This window comes from Isoptericola sp. S6320L, from assembly GCF_023015685.1.
GTDB classification, from domain to species: domain Bacteria; phylum Actinomycetota; class Actinomycetes; order Actinomycetales; family Cellulomonadaceae; genus Isoptericola; species Isoptericola halotolerans_A.
The window spans coordinates 1-15,259 of sequence record NZ_JALKAT010000030.1; the positions used below are offsets into that span (position 1 = coordinate 1).

The 15,259-nt window shown below is 74.2% G+C and carries 15 protein-coding genes and 1 pseudogene; 7 read left to right on the plus strand and 9 right to left on the minus strand.

What is annotated here, in order from left to right; translation table 11 throughout:
* From MWU57_RS14165 to MWU57_RS14180, 4 genes and pseudogenes are all read left to right on the plus strand, one after another.
* A pseudogene (locus MWU57_RS14165) lies at window positions 1-205 on the plus strand (hypothetical protein); the annotation flags it as partial.
* Entirely contained in the window at window positions 202-894 is a 693-nt protein-coding gene (locus tag MWU57_RS14170; RefSeq protein WP_374108564.1) for a response regulator, read from the plus strand. The pseudogene MWU57_RS14165 and the gene MWU57_RS14170, both read left to right, overlap by 4 nt.
* A gap of 41 nt (window positions 895-935) precedes the next feature.
* Window positions 936-1,931: a phosphotransferase family protein gene (locus MWU57_RS14175; protein ID WP_246909936.1), complete on the plus strand. Its 996-nt coding sequence runs from the start codon at window positions 936-938 to the stop codon at window positions 1,929-1,931.
* Between the two features lie 50 nt (window positions 1,932-1,981).
* Window positions 1,982-2,800: an SDR family NAD(P)-dependent oxidoreductase gene (locus MWU57_RS14180; RefSeq protein ID WP_246909940.1), complete on the plus strand. Its 819-nt coding sequence runs from the start codon at window positions 1,982-1,984 to the stop codon at window positions 2,798-2,800.
* Between the two features lies 1 nt (window position 2,801).
* Here MWU57_RS14180 and MWU57_RS14185 read toward each other — a convergent pair whose 3' ends face one another.
* The 5 genes from MWU57_RS14185 to MWU57_RS14205 all read right to left on the minus strand — a co-directional run bounded on the left by MWU57_RS14185 (window position 2,802) and on the right by MWU57_RS14205 (window position 9,114).
* Entirely contained in the window at window positions 2,802-3,674 is an 873-nt protein-coding gene (locus MWU57_RS14185) for a PfkB family carbohydrate kinase (protein WP_246909943.1), read from the minus strand.
* A 2-nt stretch (window positions 3,675-3,676) separates the two neighbouring features.
* Complete coding sequence (locus tag MWU57_RS14190; RefSeq protein WP_246909946.1) at window positions 3,677-5,653, minus strand: NHL domain-containing thioredoxin family protein; 1,977 nt, start codon at window positions 5,651-5,653, stop codon at window positions 3,677-3,679.
* A gap of 46 nt (window positions 5,654-5,699) precedes the next feature.
* Window positions 5,700-6,371 (minus strand): response regulator transcription factor, encoded by a 672-nt coding sequence (locus MWU57_RS14195; RefSeq protein WP_246909949.1) that lies wholly within the window; start codon window positions 6,369-6,371, stop codon window positions 5,700-5,702.
* On the minus strand, window positions 6,368-8,347 hold the full coding sequence (locus MWU57_RS18485) for an ATP-binding protein (protein ID WP_246909951.1): 1,980 nt from the start codon (window positions 8,345-8,347) through the stop codon (window positions 6,368-6,370). Before MWU57_RS18485 ends, MWU57_RS14195 begins: the two co-directional genes overlap by 4 nt.
* A gap of 65 nt (window positions 8,348-8,412) precedes the next feature.
* Window positions 8,413-9,114, minus strand: a complete 702-nt coding sequence (locus MWU57_RS14205; protein ID WP_246909952.1) for a hypothetical protein — start codon at window positions 9,112-9,114, stop codon at window positions 8,413-8,415.
* Window positions 9,115-9,529: 415 nt separating this feature from the next.
* On the opposite strand from MWU57_RS14205, the gene MWU57_RS14210 reads away from it, so the two are divergent.
* On the plus strand, window positions 9,530-9,955 hold the full coding sequence (locus tag MWU57_RS14210; RefSeq protein WP_246909954.1) for a ChaB family protein: 426 nt from the start codon (window positions 9,530-9,532) through the stop codon (window positions 9,953-9,955).
* Here MWU57_RS14210 and MWU57_RS14215 read toward each other — a convergent pair.
* On the minus strand, window positions 9,952-11,139 hold the full coding sequence (locus MWU57_RS14215; protein WP_246909956.1) for a GNAT family N-acetyltransferase: 1,188 nt from the start codon (window positions 11,137-11,139) through the stop codon (window positions 9,952-9,954). The genes MWU57_RS14210 and MWU57_RS14215 overlap by 4 nt on opposite strands.
* A gap of 101 nt (window positions 11,140-11,240) precedes the next feature.
* On the opposite strand from MWU57_RS14215, the gene MWU57_RS14220 reads away from it, so the two are divergent.
* Window positions 11,241-12,116, plus strand: coding sequence for a potassium channel family protein (locus MWU57_RS14220; RefSeq protein ID WP_246909958.1), 876 nt, complete (start codon window positions 11,241-11,243; stop codon window positions 12,114-12,116).
* Window positions 12,117-12,124: 8 nt separating this feature from the next.
* Here MWU57_RS14220 and MWU57_RS14225 read toward each other — a convergent pair whose 3' ends face one another.
* On the minus strand, window positions 12,125-12,346 hold the full coding sequence (locus tag MWU57_RS14225; RefSeq protein ID WP_106264459.1) for a hypothetical protein: 222 nt from the start codon (window positions 12,344-12,346) through the stop codon (window positions 12,125-12,127).
* An 80-nt stretch (window positions 12,347-12,426) separates the two neighbouring features.
* On the opposite strand from MWU57_RS14225, the gene MWU57_RS14230 reads away from it, so the two are divergent.
* Entirely contained in the window at window positions 12,427-13,269 is an 843-nt protein-coding gene (locus tag MWU57_RS14230; RefSeq protein WP_246909960.1) for an aldo/keto reductase, read from the plus strand.
* 89 nt (window positions 13,270-13,358) lie between these two features.
* Here MWU57_RS14230 and MWU57_RS14235 read toward each other — a convergent pair whose 3' ends face one another.
* Entirely contained in the window at window positions 13,359-14,198 is an 840-nt protein-coding gene (locus tag MWU57_RS14235; RefSeq protein WP_106264455.1) for an ABC transporter permease, read from the minus strand.
* Window positions 14,195-15,208 (minus strand): ABC transporter ATP-binding protein, encoded by a 1,014-nt coding sequence (locus MWU57_RS14240; protein ID WP_246909962.1) that lies wholly within the window; start codon window positions 15,206-15,208, stop codon window positions 14,195-14,197. Before MWU57_RS14240 ends, MWU57_RS14235 begins: the two co-directional genes overlap by 4 nt.
* Window positions 15,209-15,259 lie beyond the last annotated feature (51 nt).

Genomic DNA, 15,259 nt, shown 5'->3' on the forward strand with positions numbered 1-15,259 from the left:
GGTGCACGACGCGCCGTCGGGTCACGCGGCTCAGCGGCGTGTCGTGCACCCACAGCGAGGGGCGGGGCCGCTCAGCGCGGGGACCGGGCTGGCCACCATGCGCGAGCGGGCCGAGGGCCTCGGCGGGACGTTCACGGCGGGGCCGACGGCGGACCGCACCTGGCACGTCGAGGCCCGGCTGCCCGTCGGGAGGGAGTCCGCGTGACCGTGCCGGCAGAGCGACCGGTCCGCGTCCTGGTCGCCGACGACCACGCCGCGATCCGTGCAGGCCTGCGCCTGCTGCTGGAGGCCGCGGAAGGGATCGAGGTGGTCGCGGAGGCGGCCGACGGCCACGCCGCCGTGGCGAACGCGCGGGCCCTGCGGCCCGACGTCGTGCTGATGGACCTGCGGATGCCCGGCACCGACGGCGTCGAGGCGACACGGATCATCACCGCCGAGGGGCTGGCCGACGTCCTCGTGCTCACCACGTTCGACCTCGACGAGTACGTCCACGGCGCCCTCGACGCAGGCGCTGCCGGGTTCCTGCTCAAGTCGGCCGAGCCGGCCGACCTGCTGCGTGCCGTGCGGCAGGTGGCGGCCGGGGAGGGGGTGCTCGCCCCCGAGGTGACCCGGCGCGTGCTGGCCCGGATCGCCGGCACCCCACCGGCGCCGTCCGACGCCGTGGCACCCGATCCCGCAGCTCGCGAGGCCGACCCCCGGCTCGACGGTCTGACCCCGCGGGAGGTCGACGTGCTCGCCGCGCTCGGCCGCGGGCTGTCGAACCAGGACATCTCCGCCGAGCTGGTGATCTCGGAGGCCACCACCAAGACCCACGTGTCCCGGGTGCTCGCCAAGCTGCAGGTGCCGTCGCGGATGCAGGCGGCCGTGGTCGCCCGGCGGACCGGCCTGGCCTGAGGGACCTGTCCGCCGCGTCGGCGCGGGGCTAGGCTCGGCGCGTGCTGACCAAGACCGCCGTCACGGACGACCAGGTCGCGGCGGTCCTCGCTCCGGTCGGGACCGTCCGGGACGTCGAGCCGCTGGCGGGCGGGCTGTTCGCCACCGTGCTGCGCGTCGGCCTCGCGGACGGCCGGTACGTGGTGGTGAAGGTGACCGGCGCGGACACCACCCGGCTGCTGCGCTACGAGCACGGGATCTCCGGCACGGAGGCCGCCGTCTACCGCCTCGCCCACCGTGCCGGCCTGCCCGTGCCCGCCGTGCTGCACGTGGACGCCAGCCGGGAGCACGTCGACGGTGACGTCGTCGTGACCGAGCACCTGGCCGGCGTGCTGTGGAACGGCGCGGACCTCGACGACGGCGCCGCGCGAGCCGTGCGGCGCTCCCTCGGCGCCGTCATGGCGCGCCTGCACCGGATCACCGGCGACCGGTTCGGCTACCCCGCGCCGTCGGCCGACCTCAGCCGGGAGACCTGGCCCGAGGCCTTCGGCGCGATGGTCGAGGCGGTCCTCGCGGACGCCGACCGCTGGGACGTGCCGCTGCCGCACGGGCGCCTGCGCGCCGCCGTCCGCGCCGGGCACGAGGTCCTGGCGGCGGTCGCCACGCCTCGGCTGGTGCACGCCGACCTGTGGCCCGGCAACGTGCTGCTCGACCCGGCCGACCACCGCCTCACCGCGTTCCTCGACGCGGAGCGGGCGCTGTGGGGAGACCCGGTGTTCGAGCTGGTCGGCGCCGACCAGCTCGGCGCGGGCGCCGTCGACCCCGAGCTGCTCGCCGGGTACCGGGAGACGGGCGGGGAGCTCGGGCTCGGCGACGGGACCCCGGGTGCGGGCGACCCCTCGGCATGGACCCGCCTGCGGCTGTACCGCGCCTACTTCGCCTGCCTGCTCGTGGTCGAGGTGGTGCCCCGCGCCTACACCGGCGACTGGGTCGAGGGGTACGCCGCGACCGCCCGTGGCAACCTCGAGCGCATGCTCGACGAGCTGGAGGCGCCCTGACGCGCCTGCCGACCGACCGCACGCCGACCGACCGCACGACGGGAGAACACATGCCGCGGACCATCGTCCTCACCGGAGCCAGCGACGGGATCGGCGCGGCCGCCGCCCGCCGGTTGGTCCGCGACGGGCACCACGTGGTGCTCGTCGGGCGCTCGGCGGCCAAGACCGAGGCGGTCGCCGCCGAGCTGGACGCCCCCTTCTACCTGGCCGACTTCGCCGAGCTGGCCCAGGTGCGCCGGCTCGCCGGCGACCTGCTCGCCGCGTACCCGCGGATCGACGTCCTCGCCAACAACGCCGGGGGCATCATGGGCGAGCGCGAGCTCACCGTCGACGGCCACGAGAAGACCTTCCAGGTCAACCACCTGGCGCCGTTCCTGCTGACCGAGCTGCTGCTGCCCGCCCTGGTCGCCGGGCGTGCCACCGTGATCCAGACGGCGAGCCGGGCCGCCCAGCTGTTCAGCCGGTTCGACGTCGACGACCTCCAGAACGCCCACCGCTACGCCGCGCACCGGGCGTACGGCAACGCCAAGCTGGCCAACATCCTGTTCACGCAGGAGCTGCAGCGCCGCTACGGCGACCAGGGACTCAGCGCGGTCGCGTTCCACCCCGGCGTGGTGGGCACGAGCTTCGCCGGGGAGACGAACCACGTGCTGCGGTACCTCTACCGTGGTCCGCTCCGGCGGCTGTTCACCGTCAGCCCCGACAAGGGCGCCGACCAGCTCGTCCGGTTCGCCGAGGGCACCCCGGGCTCGACCTTCCAGCCGGGCGCCTACTACGAGGGCCACCGGATCGCGTCAGGGGTCAGCCGGGAGGCCACGGACCCCCGGGTCGCCGACGAGCTCTGGGAGCGGTCGGCCGCGATGGTGTGAGTCAGCGGGCCGCAGGTGCCAGCTCGGGGCTCCGGACCACGCGCGCGGCGTGCTCGGCGCCCGCCCGCATCGCCGCATCCACCCCTGCACCGCCCAGGTGGGCGTCGAGGAATCCCGCGAAGAACCCGTCCCCGGCGCCGTTGGTGTCCACGACCTCGTCGACCCGCACCGCGGGGACGTCGACGAACCCCTCGTCCGTCAGGGCCGTGGCGCCCCCTGCCCCGTGGGTGCAGACCAGGAGGCGGGCACCGGCGTCGTGCCGGGACCGCAGGAAGTCGCGGTAGCCGGGCATCCGGTCGGAGCTGAGGAACATGTGCGTCCCGGCGTCGACCCAGGGCTGGTGGAACGCCGAGGCGCCGTCGTAGTCGTGCAGGTCCACCCACACGTCGGCGCCCCGCGCCGTCGCGGCCTCCAGCACGGGGCGGGCCGTGACGGCGAGGTCGACGACGACGGCGCGGGCGGCGTCGACGGCGCGCCCGAGCGCTGCTGTCTCGGCCTCGGCGCCGTGGTCCTGCTCCGGCAGCGCGTCGGGTGCCTGGAGGTAGATCGACACGCGTCCGCCGTCGGGGTCCAGGAGGTTGAGGTGCCGCTCCGTGCGGCCGTCCGGGGCGTCGGTCACGACGAGGTCCACGCCCGCGGACTCGAGCCGCCGGCGCACGCGCGCACCCTCGGCGTCCGTGCCGAGCACCGTGCGGAGCTGGACGGTGCGGCCGAGCCATCGCAGGTTGAGCGCCTTCCCGGCCGACGTCCCGCCCACCGTGGCATGGTGGCCGCGGGCGAACGTGGTGTGCGGGCGTGGGTCCGGCAGCCGGTCGAGGTGGACGAGCTGGTTCCACGACGCCGGTCCGGCGACGAGGATCTCGGCGGGCTCCACGGCTACGCGCCCCGCAGCGGGAGCGTGAGCGTGGTGCCGCCGTCGGGCGTGACACGGACCGGCACGCCCCAGTCCTGCTGGGCGAGGTGGCAGGCCGGGAACACGTCCGGGTCCGGCTCGCCGTCCGGGCCGAGCGGCACCTCGTCGCAGGAGGCGGCCTTGGCGGTCACGTGCAGGACGCCCTCGGGTACCTCGGGGTTGATGCGCAGCGTCCGGACGAGGTCGGTGCGGTCGCCGGCGCCGTCGAGCAGCAGCTCGGGCGGTGTCGCACTGACGCGGAGCTCGGTGGACGGGCCGAACCGGTCGTCGAGCTTCTGCCCTGGTGCCGGCACGAACGGCACGTCCAGGCGCAGCACGCCCGGGGCGACGTCGGTGGCCGCGCGCGCGACCCGGTGCGCGCCGGCGTCGAGCACCTCGCCGGCGAGGTCGGCGGGCAGGGCGAGCCGGGTGAGCCGGTGCGCGGCGGACTCGACCACCAGCAGGTGCACCGTGCCGCCGTCGGCGTCCGCCTGCACGACGACGTCGCTCGGCTCCGCGAGGCCGGTCGCCAGCGTGGTGACCTCGCCCGAGGCCGGGTCGTACCGCCGCAGCGCGCCGTTGTACGTGTCGGCGACGACGGCGCTGCCGTCGGGCAGCGTGGCCACCCCGAGCGGGTGCTGCAGCAGCGCCTCGCCGGCCGGGCCGTCCCGGTGACCGAAGTCGAACAGTCCCTGCCCGACGGCGGTGCGCACCTCCACGCCGGAGCCGTCGGCGGGTGCGACGTGGCGCAGGGCCGAGGTCTCGGCGTCGGCGAGCCAGAAGCCGCCGTCGGGGCGCCCGTCGGCGGCGAGCGACGGCGCCAGGCCGGACGGCTGGGCGAACCAGGCCGTGCTGCCCGCGCCGTCCTCGAGTCCCTCGTTCATCGTGCCGGCGAGCAGGCGCAAGGTCGCCGTCTCGGGGTCGTACGCCCACAGGGTGTGGTTGCCCGCCATGGCCACGACGAACGCAGCCAGCGGCTCGGACCAGGCCACGTCCCAGGCGGAGGAGAGGTTGACGTGCGTCGCCGGGAGCCGCTCGTCGTCGTGGTGGGGCCGGCGACCGGCGCCCGGCACCTCGACGTTCTCCTGACCGCCGACCATGTACTGCCGACCGGTCCCTGCGACCGTGTACACCTGGCCGGTGTCGAGATGTACACCACGGAGGGTGTGGTTGACGGTGTCGGCGACCAGCACGTCGTAGCCGAGCCGAGACCGGAGCTCCGCCGGCACCAGGCAGAGCCCGTTCGGCTCGCTGAACCGCGCGGTGTGCATGCCGTCCGGGCCGGGCCCGCCGTCGGCGAACCCGCGCTCGCCGGAGCCGATGCGCCGGACCAGCGTCTCGCCGTCGGGCCCCAGCTCCGCGAGCGAGTGGTGGCCGGCGTCCGCGACGAGCAGGTTCCCGCCCGGCAGCTCCACCGCCTTGGCGGGGAAGCGCAGGGTGCTGGGCTCCGGCGTCGGCGGGACGTAGGGGCCGTCACCGCGGTGCAGGGTGCCCTTCGCCTCGTGCTCGGCGACCAGGTCGTCCACGATCGCGGCGATCGCCGACGCATGCCCCTCCCCCGCCATCTGCGCCACCACGTAGCCCTCCGGGTCCACGACCATCAGGGTGGGCCAGGCGCGCGCGGTGTAGGCGTCCCAGGTGGTCAGCTCCGGGTCGTCGAGGACCGGGTGGCGCACGTCGTAGCGCTCGACGGCGGCGGCCAGGGCGTCCGGGTCGGCCTCGTGCGCGAACTTCGGGGAGTGCACCCCGACGATGACCAGCTCTTCGCGCCGGGACTCCTCGAGCTCGCGCAGCTCGTCCAGGACGTGCAGGCAGTTCAAGCAGCAGAAGGTCCAGAAGTCGAGGACGACGACCTTCCCGCGCAGGTCCTTCAGCCGCAGGTCCTGGCCACCCGTGTTCAACCAGCCACGGCCGACCAGCTCGGACGCGCGGACCTTGGGCAGGGCAGGTGTGGTGCTCACCGACCCATTGTGGGACACCGCGGCGGCCGGTCGGCACCCGGGGCGGTCACGCCGTCCCGAGCCCCTCGTCGCGCGCCCGGACGATCGCGGCGGCCCGGTCCCGGACCGCCAGCTTCGTGAGGACGTTGGCCACGGCGTTGCGCACGGTCTTGGGGCTCACCGAGAGCCGACGCGCGATCGCGGTGTTGTCCAGACCGGCGGCGACGAGGTCGAGCACCTCGCGCTCCCGACCGGTCAGCTGCGGGAACGGCAGCCGCGACGCCGCGCCCCCGCCGACGACGTACGCCATCGCCCGCTCGGCGACGGTCGCCGAGAGGATCATGGCGCCGCCTGCCACCGCGAGCACCGCTCGCTCGACCTCCTCCGGGCTCGCGGACTTCACGAGGTACCCGCGGGCACCGGCCCGCACGGCGGACACCACGGCGTCGTCGGTCTCGTGCATCGTCACGACGAGCACCCGGACGTCCGGCCGGGCACGGACGAGGTCGCGGGTGACCTCGACGCCGGAGCCGTCCCCGAGGTCCACGTCCATGAGCACGACGTCGGCGTCCGTGCCGCCGTGCGGGCCCTGATCCGGCCCGAGGAGCAGCCGTGCCTCGGCAGCGGACGCGGCCTGCCCGACGACCTCGATCCCGGCGAGCGAGTCGAGCAGCGCGACCATGCCGAGCCGGAACACCGGGTGATCGTCGACGACGACGACTCGCACCGGGGCGCTCATCGGGCCGCCTCGGCGGTGTCGAGGGCGTCGGCCGGGCGGCCGGGCACGAGCGGCAGCTCCGCGCGGACCCGCGTGCCGCCACCCTCCGGGGCCCGCGGTCCGACCGAGAACCGGCCGCCGAGCTCCTCGGCGCGCTCCCGCATCGCCCGGGACCCGACGCCGGCCCGCGCGCCTTCCGCGATGCCGTGCCCGGTGTCCTCGCAGGTCACCACGAGCCGGTCGGCGGTCACCTCGACCACCAGGCGGCACTCGTCCGCGCCCGAGTGCCGGGCGGCGTTGACGACCGCCTCGCTCGCGATCCCGTAGGCCGCGGCGGCAACGCGGGGATCCAGGTGCGCGCACGGGTCGCACCGCAGGTCGACGACGAAGCCCGCGACCGCCTGTTGCCCGGCGAGCTCCCCCAGCGCGACCTCCAGGCCGAGGTCGTCGAGCGAGGGTGGCAGGAGGCTCCGGGACAGCATCCGCACGTCCTCCACCCGACGGCGGACCTCGTCGCCGAGCGCGTCGAGGACGTCGACCGCTGCAGCGGGTTCGGCCTCGACGGCGTTGCGGGCGCCCTGGAGGCCGAGTCGCAGGCCGTTGAGCCAGGGGCCGATGCCGTCGTGCAGCTCCCGGCGGATCACGCGCCGCTCCGCGAGGCGGGCACGTGTCGTCGCGTCGCGGGCCTCCGCGAGGTCACGAGCGGCCTGGGCCAGGGCGAGCCCCGCGCCGATCACGGGCAGGACGTGGTCGAACGCCTCGCGGGTCCGCCGGTCGAGCCGTTCCCCGGCACGCGCCTGCGCCCGGACCCGACCGAGCAGCCGGCCGCGGTGCTCGACGTCCAGAACCGTCGTGCCCTGCTCCCCCGGTGTCTCGTGCGCCACGCCGCCCGGCGCGGCGGGCCACTCGATCGTGACCGACTCGAGCCGGAGCGCCTCCCGCATCGCAGCACCCAGGGCGCTCACGAGGTCGGCCGACTCCGCTGCCGTGGCGAGCCGTCGGCCCACGCTGAGCGCAGCCCGACCGGCGTCGCCGGCGTCCCCGTACACGAGGGTGCTCACCCGGGCGCGCAGCCAGACGTGCAACGGCTGGACCGCGACCGCCACGCCGACCGCCGCGACGATCTGGGCGGCCGGGCGGTCGACGACCGTCGCGGCGACCACGACGACGAGCGCGTAGACGATCGCGAGACCGACAGCGAGCATCGCCGCGACTGTCGCGCGCGACAGCACGAGGTCGATGCCCCACAGCCGGTTGCGCAGGACGCAGACGAGGATCGCCGCCGGGAACAGCGCCTGGCACGCCAGGTGGGTGAGCGGGAGGACGTACGTGACCTGCGTGGAGGCCCACGTCGCGAGGAGCGGGAGGAACGACAGCGCCATGAGGGCGGTGCCGAGCGCGAGGAGCCCGAGACCGCGCCGGTCGGAGACGGGTCCCCGCCGCCAACGCCACGCGGTCGCCCCCGCCGTGACGAGTCCCATGACCACCACGCCGGCGATCGCGGGCCGGGGGTCGGTCGGCCCTGCCGCGAGGAACGCGACGATCGAGACGACGCCGGCCGCCGCGCCGAGCGTGCCCGCCGGGCCCGGCCTGCCGGAGCGCACGAACCACGGCAGCACGACGAACAACCCGACCGTGCCCGGTATCCAGGCCCAGCCGTACGCGTCGGCGACGTTCTCCAGGGGCGGGAGCGCGGGATGCGTGGACGCGTAGCTGCGCCAGCCCCCGCCGAGGGCGGCCAGCCCACCGCCCACGGCCGCGAGCGCCGTCAGCCAGGCGACGACGTGCGGCCGACGTGCGAGGACGACGGCGGCGACCGTGCCGTAGACGACGGCGACCGAGGCGTCCACGACGACGAAGAGTACGTCTCCGAGCACCATGGTGACGCCGGAGGCGAGCTGCAGCACGAGCCCGGCCAGGCCGAGCAGCCACGCGAGGGCACCGACCGCCCACGCGGTGCGCGGCATCCCGGCGCGGCCGGGCCGGGACTCGACCACGGACTCACGGTAAGTCCGCTGCCGCGCCTCCGGCCAGGCCGCGGGGAAGAACTCACCCGGTGCGCTCAGCGCCGGTCCCCGAGCGCGAAACCGAGCGCGGTGACGAGCAACCACACCGGTGCGACGAACCCGGCGAGGTACTGGAAGGGCGAGACGCCGGCCAGGAGCGCGAGTCCCCCGAGGGCGAGACCGACGACGCCGATCCACCGCGGTGCCGCTCCGTGCCGCAGGGCGGCGAGGCCGAGCGAGACGCCCGCCAGCCCGGCTCCCACCCAGAGCCACGGGATCGTGGCGACCCAGTCGCTGAAGAACGCCCCGGACTCGGCCACCATCGTGCTCGGCTCGGTGACCGCGAACAGGAACTGGGTGTCGAGCCCGGAGCCGAGCAACCCGGCGACGGAGGTCAGGAGCAGGCCCCATGCCGCAACCGTGGGCAGCAACGAGCCGGCGGGCGCCTGGGCGTCGAGGCGACGCCTGAGGCCCGCGGCGAAGACGACGAGCAGGAGGGCACCGACGATCGTCGTCGTGTGGAAGAGGAGCAGGGTGGAGGTACGGTCGGCGAGGTCGGCGACCATCGCGTCGGCGTCGCCGGCGACGGCCTCCCAGTTGGCGCTGAGAGCCAGCGAGGCCTGGATCGACACGATGCCGAGGGCACCAGCGGCGACGCCGGTCCATGCCCAGGCCCGGCCGGTCGGTCGTGCGGTGGCTGCGCGGCGCGAGCCGGCGGGTGCCGTGGAGGGTGCGGTGGTGGCGGAGCTGTCGGGCACGGGAGGGTCCTTCCTGGTGCGGCCGCGGCGGGCTGCCGCGGACTGGTCGCTGGGGAAGGACGATCCGGCGGGAGGTGTCCCGGGCACCAGGGGCAGACGTCCCGGGCTGTCGGGCGGCCGGCCGGACCGGGGTCGCCGTCGATCCCGCTCACCTGCGCGCCTGCGCGGAAGGGTCCGCCGGCCGTCCGCCGAGCTGAGCTGGGCGGCGTGGGTAGAGACGTCGTCGACCGTCAGCCCGAACGCTCTCGCGTGCTAGTCGGCTGCCGCGGCCGGGTCGCGGCCAGGGACGAAGGCGGTGCCGATCCGGGTGCCGGTGTCATCGCTCATGGCCGGGAACCTCGCGCCCGGCACCGACAGCCGCTGCGAAGATCGGCGCGGTGACGCACGGTGGGACCTGAGAGGAAGGAGTCCGACCATGCCGAAGACCACCCGCAGCGGCGACGCCCGGCAGAGCGAGCTGCCCTCGACCCTGCAGCGTTCCGACGACAAGGCCCAGCGCACGTTCACCAAGGCGTACGACTCCGCCATGGACGAGTACGACGACGAGGAGCGCGCGCACCGCGTCGCCTACGCCGCGCTGAAGCACACGCACGAGAAAGTCGGCGACCACTGGCAGCCGAAGGACGAGGCCGGCCCGTCGGACCGGCAGGCCGAGGGCGGGGCGAACACCTCGCGTTCGACCGCAGGGGGCGTGGATGCCAACGCCTCCAAGGAGCACCTGTACGAGATCGCGCAGGAGCTCGACGTCCCGGGCCGGTCGACCATGGACAAGGACGAGCTGGTCGAGGCGATCCAGAAGGCGAACGACCGCGAGAGCCGCCACGCCCGGGAGGACGGCTAGGTTCCAGCGGGCGGCGCCGCACCGGCGTCCGCGGGCACCACGTCCGCCACGTTCGCCTGCAGGGCGGCGCACCCGCCGGCCGGCCGGAACCCCAGGGCGACGTTGATCGCCAGCATGTGCGGGTTGTTCTCGTTGTTCCAGGTGGAGATGCGCCGCGTCGCGGGGCGCACGCGGGCGTGGGCCTGCAGGTTCACCGCCTTGACGAGCATGCCGAGGCGATGGCCGCGGTGCTCCGGCAGGACGACGGTGGTCTCCTGCTCGCTGAGCTCGGGCCGGTCCCGCGCGAACAGCAGCATCGTCACGGCGACGAGCTGCCCCGTCGGGACGTGCTCGGCCGCCGTGACGACGTAGCCCCGGCCGGCGGCCGCGTGCTCGGCGTCGTGGAAGCGGACCCGGTCGGCGTCCCACCGTTCGGGCAGCAGGTCCAGGTCGGCGTTGGGCTCGTCCATGGTCAGACGCGTCTCGAGATCGGCGTACTGCTCGATCCACTCCTCCGGGGTGCGGTCCTGCCACGTGTGGACGCGGTAGTCCGGGCCGGCGGCCGCCCGCGCGTCGGCGGCGAAGCGCTCGGCCGCGCCGTCGGGCAGCGGGAGCTCGAGGACCGAACGCCGTGACACGAGCTCGAGCCGCAGCCCGAGCCGCCGCGCGAGGACCATGCCGGGGTGGTCGGCGGCCACGGCCCCGCTGCCGGTGGGCGGCACCAGGACGCGGTCGTCCGCCTCGTCCTCGGCGGGCACCGGCTCGTGGGCGAAGTCCACCTCGGCGAACGCCGTCGTGCGCCCCTCCGCCACGGCGATCTGCCGCAGGCGCTCGGCGAGCTGGGCTCCGATCCCGCGACGGCGGTGCGAGGGCAGCACGGCGACCCGGCCGTCGGCGAGGTGCTCGTTCGACGTCTGCGGCAGGTACAGCACGGCGTGCCCGACGACGCGCGGCGTGCCGTCGGGCTGGTCCTCGACGGCGACCAACCGACGTCGGCGCAGGTACCGCTGGTCCTGCATGCCGACCAGGACGTCGATCGCACGCTGCGCCACGTCGTCGTGCCCGAACTCGTCCAGGGCGCACTCCCGCTCGACCTCCGCGATGCCGCGGTAGGCCCACGCCTCCGGGGCGTCGAGCGACGCGCCGTGGGGTGCGTCGATGATGCGCCAGGTGGCCTGCGGGGCGGGCGTCGGTGCCGTGGTCATGCTCCACTGTGCGCCTGCGGAGAGCGGCAGGCGAGGGATTATCCGACGCGACGGCGCCGCCCCGACGTGCCTGCACCCGCCCGCCCGCCTAGCGTCCGAGGGTGAGCTGGTTGATGACCGGTCTGGGCGGGGCACTCGTCCTGGTCGTGATGTGGGACGTCTTTCACACGCTGTGGCACCCGACGGGCCAGGGTCGCCTCAGCAAGTCCTTGATGCACGCTGTGTGGCGGGCGTCGCGACACCTCGGGACGTACGGTCGCCGCCTCAGCGGTGCGGCGGCCATGGTGGCGGCGATCGGCGGCTGGGCCGTTTTCATGGTGCTCGGCTGGGCCCTGATCTTCTGGTCGTGGATGCCCGCGGGATTCCTGTACGCCACCGGCATCGACCCCGCGACGCGCAGCACCGTGGTGGACGCGCTCTATCTCTCGCTGGTCTCCGTCACGACCCTGGGCTACGGCGACATCACCCCGCTGGCCCCCTGGTTGCGGATCGTCACCCCCGTCGAGGGGCTGCTGGGTTTCGCCCTCCTCACCGCCGCCGTCTCCTGGGTGCTGCAGGTCTACCCGGCGCTGACCCGCCGGCGCGTGCTCGCCCTGCGCCTCATGACGCTGCACCGCAGCGGGGCCGCGGCGAGGCTGCCCTCGATGGAGAACGCGACCGCGGCGCTCCTGCTCGAGGGTGTCACCCAGCAGGTCGAGCAGGTGCACGTGGACCTGATCCAGTACTCCGAGACGTACTACTTCCGGGACCAGGACCGGTCGACGTCGCTGGCCGACACGATCGTCCACGCCCAGGACCTGACCGAAGCGGCCCAGCGCTCGGAGCTGCCGGACGTCCGGCACCTGGGGAGCATGCTCGAGGAGGCCCTCGACGAGCTCGCGCGCGTGCTGGACGCCCAGTTCCTCCACGTGGGGGGCGGCACCGACCGCATCGTCGAGGCCTTCCGGGCCGACCACCGCGTCGACGCGCCGGCGTGAGGCTGGGGTCAGAGCGCCTCGACGGCGCCGACCACGTGAACCCGGACCGGGACGCCGTCGACGTCGGGCGGCACGTCCTTGCGGGCGCTGACGTTCTGCACGTTGACCTGCAGCACCCAGTCGTGGGTGTCGCCGCGCTGCGCCAGGCCGACCCCGCACACGCCCTCGACGCGGCCGAGCCTCTCGCGCAACGTGCTCTTGGCCGTCCGCGCCTCGTCCCTCGTGACCATCGCCAACCTCCCGGTGCCCTTCCATTGTGCACCCGCTGGACGGGTCGCATCATGATCCGAGATATGAGCAGGATGGTCGGATGAGCAACGAGTCGATCCCGTCCCTGCCCCTCAACAACGGCGTGCAGATCCCGCAGCTCGGCTTCGGGGTGTTCCAGGTGCCGCCGGAGCAGACCCGCGACGTCGTGTCCACCGCCTTGGACATCGGCTACCGGCACATCGACACCGCCCAGATGTACCGCAACGAGCGCGGCGTCGGTGAGGCGCTGGCCGCCTCCGGCCTGGACCGCGCCGACTACTTCGTCACCAGCAAGCTCAACAACGCCTTCCACGCGCACGACGACGCCCTGGCGGCGTTCGACCTGACCCTGGAGGAGCTGCAGCTCGAGCACGTCGACCTGTTCCTCATCCACTGGCCGCTGCCGGCCGTCGACAGGTACGTCGAGGCGTGGGGCGCGCTGGAGGAGATCTACCGCTCGGGCCGCGCCCGGGCGATCGGCGTGTCCAACTTCGAGCCGCACCACCTGCGCCGCCTGATGGACGAGACCACCGTGGTCCCGGCCGTCAACCAGGTCGAGGTGCACCCGTGGCTGGGCAACGAGGACGTGCGGGCCGTGGACGCCGAGCACGGCATCGTGACCGAGGCGTGGTCGCCGCTGGGCCGGGGCCGCGTGCTGGAGGACCCGACGATCGCGCGCATCGCCGAGAACCTGGGCAGGACACCCGCCCAGGTGGTGCTGCGCTGGCACATCGAGCGTGGTGACGTGATCTTCCCCAAGTCGGTGACGCCGGCGCGCATCGAGGAGAACTTCCGGCTGTTCGACTTCGAGCTGTCCCAAGCCGACATGGCGGACATCACGGCCCTCGACCGCGGCGAGCGCGTCGGCTCGCACCCGGACGAGATGAACAACACCGGCCGCTGAAGGGTTGTGGGCGGGAAATCTGGGGTCAGCATCGGTATAAATAACGCATACCGGGCCAGATTTCCCGCCCACAACCCCAAAGGGGAGGCTCAGGTGGCGTGGCGGGTGGTGCGGATCCCGACGAACAGACCGCCCGCGCACGTCACCGCGGCCGCGAGCACGCCCCACAGCACCACGGGGTCGGTGACGTTCCCGGCGAACAGCGCCCGCTCGGCGTCCACGATGTAGGTCAGCGGGTTGAAGCGCGCCGCGACCTGCATCCAGCCCGGGCCGGCCTCGAGCGGCAGCATCATCCCGGAGAGGATCAGCAGCGGGAAGATCAGCGCCTGCTGCACGCCCCAGAACAGCCACTCACGGTTCTTCGCGGCCAGGCCCAGCGCGTAGGACAACGCCCCGACGCCGACGCCGAACACGCCGAGCAGCACCAGCGCGGCCACCGCGTGCAGCGGGTTGAACCGGAACCCGAACGGCAGGCACAGCACCGCGATCAGCAGTCCTTGAACCACCAGCGGGGCGAACTCCTTGAGCGCGCGCCCCACCAGGATCGCCGACCGGTCGAGCGGGGTCGCGAGCACCCGCTCGTAGGACCCGGTCATCAGCTCGTACAGCAGGTTCGACCCGGTCATCGAGGTGCCGAACAGCGAGATCATGACGATCACGCCTGGCACGAACCACTGCAGGGTGTCCGCCGTGGACATCCCGGTGCCGCCGAACGTCCCGGTCAGCAGCGGGGCGAACAGCCCCAGGAACACCAGCGGCTGCAGCAGCGAGAAGATCAGCGTGAACGGGTCGCGCAGCATGAGCAGGATCTCGCGGACGAACACCGCGCGGGTGTCCGCCACGAACTTGCCCGGCCCCGTCCGCACCACGATGCGGGCCTCCTCGTGCACCGCCTCGGTCCGGGTGCTCGTGTCCTCGTGCGTGGTCATGCCGCCACCGCCTGGGTCGTCGCTTCCTCGCGCAGGCTGCGGCCGGTGAGGTTGAGGAACACGTCGTCGAGGCTGGCCTGCCGGGCGGCCGCCGACGTGGTGGTCAGGCCGGCGAGCCGCAGGGCCTCGATGGCCTCGGGCAGGCGGTCGGCCCCGTGCGTGGTGGCCACCCGGACCCGCAGGCCGCCGTCCGCGGCCGGGGTGCCGCCGTCGGGCACGGTGACCTCGCCGGGGTGCGCGGCGTCCGGGCCGACGACGGTCCCGAGCGCCGCCCGGACGGCCTCGGCCGAGCCGCCCCGCACGGTGAGCGCGAGGACGTCGTCCGCGTGCTCGCGCTTGAGGGCCTCGGGCGAGGCGTCCGCGATGATCTGGCCGTGGTCGATGACGACGACGCGCTCGGCCATGTCGTCCGCCTCGTCCAGGTAGTGGGTGGTGAGCACGATGGTCATGCCGTACCGCTCGCGCATCGCGACGATGTGCTCCCACAGGTTGGCGCGCGCGTGCGGGTCGAGGCCGGTGCTGGGTTCGTCGAGGAACAGCAGCGGCGGGTGGTTCATGAGGCCGAGCGCGACGTCGAGGCGCCGCCGCTGCCCGCCGGAGAGCGACTGGACGGTCCGCTTCTCGAGCCCGCCCAGCTCGAGGGCCTCGACGAGGTCGGAGGCCCGCCGCTTGTACTCGGCCGGTGCGAGCCCGTAGAAGCGGCCCTGGTTGTGCAGCTCGTCGCGCACCTGGTAGCTGAAGCCGCCGCCGTTGCCCTGGCCGATGAAGCCGAGGCGGGCGCGCACCTGCGCGGGGTGGGTGCCGACGTCGTACCCGGCCACCGTGGCGGTGCCGGCCGTGGGCTGCAGCAGGGAGGTGAGCATGCGCAGCGTCGTGGACTTGCCGGCCCCGTTGGGCCCGAGGAAGGCGACGAGCTCGCCCTCCGCGACGTCGATGTCCACTCCTCTGACCGCCTCGACGGTGTCCTTGCCCCGCGTGAAGGTCTTCGTGAGACCTCTCGCTCGGATCATCGCGACCCGCCTCTCGTACGTTGTACCGGAATGCTTGGTCGAGTTGAGCAT

What these genes read in the sequence shown, in the direction of transcription:
- MWU57_RS14180 (WP_246909940.1), top strand. Translation starts at nt 1,982, where the DNA reads ATGCCGCGGACCATCGTCCTCACCGGAGCCAGCGACGGGATCGGCGCG.
- MWU57_RS14195 (WP_246909949.1), bottom strand. Translation starts at nt 6,371, where the DNA reads ATGAGCGCCCCGGTGCGAGTCGTCGTCGTCGACGATCACCCGGTGTTC.
- MWU57_RS14210 (WP_246909954.1), top strand. Translation starts at nt 9,530, where the DNA reads ATGCCGAAGACCACCCGCAGCGGCGACGCCCGGCAGAGCGAGCTGCCC.
- MWU57_RS14215 (WP_246909956.1), bottom strand. Translation starts at nt 11,139, where the DNA reads ATGACCACGGCACCGACGCCCGCCCCGCAGGCCACCTGGCGCATCATC.
- MWU57_RS14225 (WP_106264459.1), bottom strand. Translation starts at nt 12,346, where the DNA reads ATGGTCACGAGGGACGAGGCGCGGACGGCCAAGAGCACGTTGCGCGAG.
- MWU57_RS14230 (WP_246909960.1), top strand. Translation starts at nt 12,427, where the DNA reads ATGAGCAACGAGTCGATCCCGTCCCTGCCCCTCAACAACGGCGTGCAG.
- MWU57_RS14235 (WP_106264455.1), bottom strand. Translation starts at nt 14,198, where the DNA reads ATGACCACGCACGAGGACACGAGCACCCGGACCGAGGCGGTGCACGAG.
- MWU57_RS14240 (WP_246909962.1), bottom strand. Translation starts at nt 15,208, where the DNA reads ATGATCCGAGCGAGAGGTCTCACGAAGACCTTCACGCGGGGCAAGGAC.